Annotated in this window: 4 protein-coding genes and 1 pseudogene; 3 read left to right on the top strand and 2 right to left on the bottom strand. The window is 65.2% G+C overall.

From position 1 onward, the window contains the following. Positions 1 to 105: pseudogene (locus tag BM419_RS33410) on the top strand (porin family protein); the annotation flags it as partial. A gap of 244 nt (positions 106 to 349) precedes the next feature. On the opposite strand, the gene BM419_RS31485 reads toward BM419_RS33410, so the two are convergent. Next, positions 350 to 619 (bottom strand): GCG_CRPN prefix-to-repeats domain-containing protein, encoded by a 270-nt coding sequence (locus BM419_RS31485; protein WP_091928766.1) that lies wholly within the window; start codon positions 617 to 619, stop codon positions 350 to 352. 857 nt (positions 620 to 1476) lie between these two features. On the opposite strand from BM419_RS31485, the gene BM419_RS32710 reads away from it, so the two are divergent. Beyond that, positions 1477 to 1614, top strand: a complete 138-nt coding sequence (locus BM419_RS32710) for a hypothetical protein (protein WP_170863024.1) — start codon at positions 1477 to 1479, stop codon at positions 1612 to 1614. A 395-nt stretch (positions 1615 to 2009) separates the two neighbouring features. Here BM419_RS32710 and BM419_RS31480 read toward each other — a convergent pair whose 3' ends face one another. After that, positions 2010 to 2522 (bottom strand): hypothetical protein, encoded by a 513-nt coding sequence (locus BM419_RS31480; RefSeq protein WP_056526673.1) that lies wholly within the window; start codon positions 2520 to 2522, stop codon positions 2010 to 2012. A 146-nt stretch (positions 2523 to 2668) separates the two neighbouring features. On the opposite strand from BM419_RS31480, the gene BM419_RS31475 reads away from it, so the two are divergent. Further along, a complete protein-coding gene (locus BM419_RS31475; RefSeq protein WP_244540946.1) occupies positions 2669 to 3181 on the top strand; it encodes a hypothetical protein in 513 nt (170 codons plus the stop codon). Positions 3182 to 3479: the final 298 nt, after the last annotated feature.

Raw genomic sequence — 3479 nt, 5'->3', positions numbered from 1 at the left:
AACCTCCTGCCCCCGAACGGCACCGCCTACCTCAACGGCGCCGCCGCCAAGACCGAGTTCGCCGTCGTCCGCGCCGGCCTGAACTACAAGTTCGGATCCTACTGAGATCGGGTCGCGCCGCTCCCGGCCCCCGTGCCGGGAGACGCGGCGGCGGGCGAGGGGGGCAGGTCCGCCTCATCGCCCTGCGCCGCCGAAGAGCAGCCTTCCGGTTGGCCTTCGCATCCCCAGCCCGATCAAACTGGCCGCGAGGTCGGCGACACCCTGGGAGCACACGCTCCCAGGGTGTTCCTGCGTTCCGTCACGGTGCGCCATGGCGGTCAGCCGATCGCCCCGAACAGCGGGCGCGTCGCTACCAGTACCGGTTCGGCCAGCAGCGCCGCCCGCCGCGACCCAGGTGGAAGCCGCGCGGGCAGGCCCGACCGACATAGCCGCCCCACTGGCCGCCGGCGCGGCACCCGCCATAAGGGCCGCGATGGCCGTAGGGCCCGCAGCCGCCGTAGACGTGCTGGATCAGCCCGTCCTGCGCGGCGGGGAGCGGAGAACCCGCGACGGGCAGCGCCGAGGCCGGCGCGGCGATGCCGACGGCGAGCAGCGTCGCGGCGGCGAGGGACTTGAGCATCAACCGATCTCCAGGTCTTGGCTGAGCCGATCTCCGTCGGCACCGCTCGAATACCTGATCCCGGCTGAAGGCCGGGTGACACGAACCGTCTCGATTGCCCGTATCGCTGGAGTTTTTCTTTAAGCGCTGTCTCGATATTGGCGCTCTACCCGCCCAAGCGCCCGCCTTCACGGCGATGACGGTGTCCGCCGGACCAGCGGTCCGGATCACCCGCTCACGTCGGGAGAGCCGTCGCCGATCCGTCGCTCTGCTGCGAGGCGGTATGCTGCTGGCCGCCGGTCTGCCAGGTCCAGTTGCCCGCGATGGACCCCGCGGAGACGCGTTCCACGACGACGAGCGCGATCACCAGGGGCTTTGAGGTCGCGCTTTTCCACTTCCCCCGATCCGTCCACACGGTCTCCCATCCGGCTTGCGGCGAGCGGTCCGCGTGCCGGCCTGGATCGGCCCGCGCCCGTCTCTCCAGAGTCAATCCGCCGAACGGCGCGACGGGTCCGAGGCGTTGCGGCCGAACGCGGCCATTCGTCGGCCATCCGGCACATTCGGCTCTGGGAGAGCGCGGTTGAAATGCCCGAATGTCTCAGCTGCGATTGTGCGGCGGCTCGACTGCCGAGGGTTGGGGTTCGATGCAGAGGATGAGAACTCGGCATCTCGAACAGGCAGCGGCGTCGCGCACGTCGACGACCCGCACTCCGCTCGCCTGTGGGCCGAGGATCTACAGCCCGATCGTTGCAAGGGTCGATCTTATTCCCGACACCTTCATGCATGCGCCGCATATCTGGCGTGAGGCATGTGGCATACCAAGAAATCGCGTGCAGTGCGATATAGCTTCTCACGCACCGCACAAAAGGACGCCGCCGATGACCCTCCTCACTGCCCTCGCCCTTCTCCCCTTCGCCGCCATCGCCAACTTCGCCTTCGTGGTGGCGCTGGCCAATCACTTCGACGCCGACAAGCCGGCCACGGGCTTCACCGGCCCGGTTCCGACGCTGGCCTGAGCCAAGCGGGGGCCCTTTCAAGCAGCCTAAATGGAGGCTCCCGGATCTCAGGCGGGCAGAAAGGTGAGGCTCCAAGCCTCATTCGGCGCCCCGTTGAGGCGCCGCCAAGGCGAATTCCTGGGGCAACTATCTCGGCGTGGTCGCGCTCATTTCCGTGTCCTGGCAAGGACTTGAACCCACCACGTCTTACCGCGGAGGTAGGTGTCGGTCATTCCGGCACCGTCCTCGTCGAAGCATCCTACCACTGACGCACGGCACGTTGGTCGAACACCTACGATGACTGTGCACCGAACGGCTGTCGAGCATCAGCGTTTCGCCCGGCCGCAGCCTGGCGGATTCAGTGCCGTTCGGTGAAGCCGAATACGCGCACCAAGTCGGCGGCGCTGGCCAACTGCTCACGCGGCACTGCCCCCTCCCTGCTCCTTCAGCCTAGCTTCGTCGAGATCGGCCAATGCCTGCCGGCCAGCGTCGGTGATTCGGACTGCGCGCGACTCGCGCGGCGCCATCTCAGCCCAGCCGCAGCTCACCAGACGCGGGATGAGCGTGTCACCGTTCCATGGGATGAGCTTCACGTATGCGAGCTCGAGGAGCGGCACGAAGAACGGGCCGCGGTCAATGCGCTGAAGCAGTTGCACGTGCTCGTCTTGGATAACCACGAAGGTCTCACCAGCTACCACGGACGGGACTATGGCCGCCGTTGAGATGGTGGAGGGCCGATCCGGATCGTCGGCGACCTTCCGAGCTTGGCCGGGGTGAATGCCAGAGCTAGCGCCGGTGAGGACCGCGACCTCCACCTGCGCCCAGATGGCACGCACCTCCGGTGTCAGGCTGTCCCACGAGTCGAACTCGCGTGGCCGGGCGTATGCGAAGCGCGCGTAGTAGGCGGTGCGGCCGGGATCTGAGGTCATCGTCAACCTCCACAATGCAAGCCTGCGCAACTAAGTTGGCGGACGGAGTGACTGGCACCGCTTGCAGCGGTCGCATCAGTGCTCCGCCGCACCTCGGAAGCCCGTAGCGAGGCGTAGGCCGAATACTCAAGTGAGGGAGTATTCCAATGAGCACAATCGATCTCCACCGATCCAATTCGCGCATTTTTACGCGCTTTATGGGATCGTGTGTGTTCGTCGCAGTGGCCCTTTGGCTGGCTCTGACTCAGCCTAATGTCGGCACTGATACCATAATTCCTGGAAGCTTCCGGGATTATGAGATGCGCGTTGGCGTAGTGATCTTCGGCCTTGGCGCACTTGTGTGGGGCCTGAAGCTGTTCCAGCCCGACGTGGTCGTCTCCATTGGTCCTCAAGGGATTTATGACCGACGCCTCTCGACGGATTGGATCCCGTGGAAGACGATCCGCGCCATCAATCCTCTGCAATTCTGGATAAGCAGCTACTACCGGCTGGAGATTGATCCCGAGTCTGCTGCGCGGATCCATTGGACGAGACGGGCTCGCTTTACATCTTGGCTGAACATCATGTTCGGGCATTGCTACTGGATCAGCGGTGCCGAAATCATCGGCGGCTTCCCTGCATTGGCGGAAGCGATCGGACGTAGTCGGCCGGACCGCTGAGGAGAGGCGAACCCGCGCGTCCTCGGAAAACTTGCATCCAGACATCTGGAACGCTCCAGCGCAGTTGGCCGTACCCGATGGCGCATAGCCCGCACACTGGTACGAGCGAACTCTTCTTGTGTCTTAGGTTCGTCAGTAAGAAGGAACCTCATATCCGACCAAACCAAAGGGACGAAGCCCGAAGATCTCACGTCGGATCGCCCTCGCCTCAACCCGCAGGGGCACGGCAGCGGCTCCGTCAGCGGCTCCGTCAGCGGCTCCGTCAGCGGCTCCGTCAGCGGCTCCGTCAGCGGCTCCG

It is taken from the genome of Methylobacterium sp. yr668 (assembly GCF_900116245.1).
GTDB lineage: Bacteria > Pseudomonadota > Alphaproteobacteria > Rhizobiales > Beijerinckiaceae > Methylobacterium.
The sequence above is the reverse complement of the archived record's forward strand: the minus strand, read 5'-3'. Positions and strand labels throughout refer to the sequence as shown.

Bases quoted from the DNA above. Each gene is read 5' to 3' on its own strand.
- BM419_RS31485 (WP_091928766.1), bottom strand. From the start codon at position 619: ATGCTCAAGTCCCTCGCCGCCGCGACGCTGCTCGCCGTCGGCATCGCC.
- BM419_RS32710 (WP_170863024.1), top strand. From the start codon at position 1,477: ATGACCCTCCTCACTGCCCTCGCCCTTCTCCCCTTCGCCGCCATCGCC.
- BM419_RS31475 (WP_244540946.1), top strand. From the start codon at position 2,669: ATGAGCACAATCGATCTCCACCGATCCAATTCGCGCATTTTTACGCGC.
- BM419_RS31480 (WP_056526673.1), bottom strand. From the start codon at position 2,522: ATGACCTCAGATCCCGGCCGCACCGCCTACTACGCGCGCTTCGCATAC.